The following is a 3,268-nucleotide window of genomic DNA, read 5'->3' on the forward strand; positions in this document are numbered from 1 at the left end:
TCGCTGCTCGCTCGCCTTTCGGTTTGCTCGCAGCACATAATCATAACACCATCAACCCCCATCCCGTCAAACTCGGGCCACCAGAACGTCCGCCCAGGGCTTGAAGCGCGCCAGCGTCTCCTCGTTGCGCGCCGCCAGCACGGGGAAGTTGGCCTCACTTAGATCCTCGCCGGGCCTGAGCTGAGCCGGATCCCGCACCAGCCAATCCATCGGGCAATTCAATTCCTGGAGCACCAGCCATGCGGCAGCCAGGTCCCAAATCTTCGGTGTGGCCTCCAAGGCCGAGATGGTCTGCCCCATCCCCACACTCACCAGGTTCAAGCTGGCCACCCCCAGCAGCCGAATCTTCCCGGGGAAACGCTGATTCGGAAGCTTCTGCAGCACCCCAATCGAGCGGCTGCAAAGCGACGCGCAACCGGCCACCTGATTGCGGGCCGAAGGGGCACCCAATTTCTTGTCCTTCCGCCAGGCTCCACCGCCTCGAATCGCCACGATCCGCTGACGCAGGGGCGGTACGTCCAACACCCCCAGCACCGGGACACCGTTCTCAAAGCGGGCCAGGGAAATCGCCCAATAGGGAATCCCCGCCGCGAAGTTGGTCGTCCCATCCAGGGGGTCCACCACCCAATAGGCCTCCGAGGTCGGAACCGACTGACTGCCTTCCTCGCTCAGCACCCCCTCACCGGGATAGAGCTCAGCCAAGCCTTTGACCAAGGTGGCGTCGCTCCAGCGGTCACAGGCCGTGATCAGGCTCCCATCGGCCTTGGCTTCGGAATCCAGCTGGCCAAAGTCCTGTCGCTGTCGCTCGGCCACCTGATCCAGCAGTAGCCCCAGCTGCTCCAAGCCTTCTGGCATCGCAAGAGAAAGCATCGTCACCCCAGCTCCGCAGCGAGAACACGATCGAGATTGCCGGCTGTATCCGCCCGGAATTGCTTCAGGCTGACGCGGCTCAACAGCACCAAGGCCAGAACCGCGATGGACGCCTCAAACAACAGCACCAGCCCATAGGCCACATGCGCTGGTGCCTCAGGCAACACCCAGCGCGCTGCATCCAACAGACCCCCACCCATCACCTTGCCCAACGCCCGTGAGTAGGCCTGGGCCAGGCCCCAGACACCAACAAAGGTGCCAGCGACAGCAGGAAGGGTGAGATCCAGCATCAAAACCAAGGTGGCATTGGTTCCGATCCCTGTCGCCAGTCCGAACAGAAACAGCACGATCCGCAATGCATTCGGATCAGCCAGCACCCCGACGCCCGCCAACAGCAGCAGCGACAACAGGATCAGCTGACAGCCCAGCCGAGCCGCGCTGAACTTCCCAAGCTTGGGAACCAACCAGAGCCCGGCCAGCAGCAAGCCCAGCAGGGTTCCCACCCCCCAAACCGCACTCAAGGAAGCCGTCGCAGCAATCGGCAGACCGAACACCTCCGCGCCGTAGCTCTCCAGGATCGGGTCCTGCAGGAAGACCGCCAAGGTGAACGCCAGCAGGAAGCAGAAAAAGACCAGCACCTGTCGGCTGCAGGTGATCAGGCGCCAGGCATCCCCCAGGGTGATCGCATCCTCACGGTCCTCCGAGCGACTAATCGCCCGCTCACTCGCATGGGGCTCCACGCCCCAGGTCGCAAAGACCGTCAGGGCAAACACCACCACGGCCACGCGAGCCAAGAACTGGAAGAGCGCTGGCTCAAGCAGCGCTGGGTCACTCACCCCATCCAGCCCCTTCAAACAAATGCTGGTGGCGATCGCACCCACCACGATGCCCACGGTGAGCAGACACCAAATCAAGCCCACCGCACGAGGGCGTTCCTCCTCGCTCGTCAGGTCAATCACCAGGGCCAGGTAGGGCGTCGTCGCCAGCGAGACCGCCAGGCCGTAGCAGGCCACCACCGCACAGATCGCCGCAATCCCAGCCGTAATCGCCCCAGCATCCCCTGAACCGAAGGCGGCATGCAGGCGGAAAATCAGCGGGATCAACAGCACCGCCAAGCTGCAGAACAAGGCCGAACCCAGCCAGATGTAAGGGGTGCGGTGTCTGCCGGCCCAGGGCCGGCTATCGGAGATCTGTCCGAACAGGATTCGCGCCGGGGCCACCACCTGCTCAAGGGCCAGGGCACCACCCACCAGCAGCCCAGGGAAACCCAGCTCCGTGAGCATCACCCGGTTGAGCATCCCGACAAAGATCACCGCCAGACAGCCCAGGCACCCCTGGAACAACCCCAGACGGATCAGACGAGGAAGAGGAAGAGACAGCTGCAGTCGCTCAGCTGGTCACTGACGTTAGTCGGACTAAGCCCTAGCTCTTGGCCGCCGGATAGGGAGCGGAGCAGGCCGGCGGCAGGGGCTCAGGCGGGACAGGAACGGTGTAGGTCTCGTCCTCAAGCGGCTTGATCGCCGAGAGCTTGGGCGGCTGGCAGATGGCGATCTGATCCAGACCCGTGCGGCGACGCAGGTCAGCGAGGCCACGGTTGTAGTCGGCGAGGGCCTGGGCATACCGCAGCTGGGCCTGGGTCAAGTCCCGCTGGTTATCCACCACCTCACGCTGGGTGGTCACACCGGCCTGAAAGCGCAGGCGAGCCAAGCGGAGCGATTCACGGGAGGAGAGCACCTCGCGTGAGGTGGTCTGAATCGTGCGCGTATCGGCCCGCAGATTATTGAAGCTCTGCTCCACCTCGAAGCGAACGCGATCGCGGGTGTCCGCGAAGCGGAAGGCATTCTCCTGGGCCTGTTGCTTGGACTGGCGGTACTGCGCCCGGGCGCGACCGCCATCAAAGATCGACCAGCGCAGGTTCAGACCCACCGTGTTGTCCGTGGCCCAGGTTTGGCCAGAGCTGATGCCAAAACCCTCGTCTGTATTGGCATTCAGACCAGCGTAGCCATTGGTTCGGCCCGTCACAAAGTTATTAACGATGCTCAAGAACGGCTGAACAGCACCCAAGGAGGCGTTGGCGTTGCTGTTCGAGACCGAGATATCCAAGAGCGCGTTATCCAGCTCCTCGCGGAAGGCGTAAGCCCCAAGGATGCTCTCCTCCATGGACGGCAACCAGACGCCGAGCGGACGCAGGGGTTGCTTGGCCGTCGGTGTGATGTTCTGCGGCAAGTCCAGCAGCCTGGCCAAATCGCGCCTGGCATTGGACTGGGTCGCTAGCGCTGTCGTCAAAAGGTCTTGGTCACGAGCGAGCTGGGTTTCTGCCTCAAGCACCTCCAACTTGGTGGCCACACCGGCCTGGTAGCGGGCCCTGGCATCCCGCAGGCTGACCAGCGAGGCCTGG

At 63.5% G+C, this 3,268-nt stretch carries 3 protein-coding genes; all 3 read right to left on the reverse strand.

Features of this window, described 5'->3' with window-relative positions:
• Window positions 1–66: 66 nt before the first annotated feature.
• A complete protein-coding gene (locus QZ186_RS11555) occupies window positions 67–870 on the reverse strand; it encodes an inositol monophosphatase family protein (protein ID WP_296416987.1) in 804 nt (267 codons plus the stop codon).
• 2 nt (window positions 871–872) lie between these two features.
• Entirely contained in the window at window positions 873–2,213 is a 1,341-nt protein-coding gene (locus QZ186_RS11560; RefSeq protein ID WP_363155750.1) for a BCD family MFS transporter, read from the reverse strand.
• Window positions 2,214–2,292: 79 nt separating this feature from the next.
• On the reverse strand, window positions 2,293–3,268 hold a 976-nt coding region (locus QZ186_RS11565; RefSeq protein WP_296416990.1), incomplete at its 5' end, for a TolC family protein.

The sequence above is a fragment of the Vulcanococcus sp. DEBay_Sum29NL08_54 genome (genome assembly GCF_017859255.1).
Lineage (GTDB): Bacteria > Cyanobacteriota > Cyanobacteriia > PCC-6307 > Cyanobiaceae > Vulcanococcus.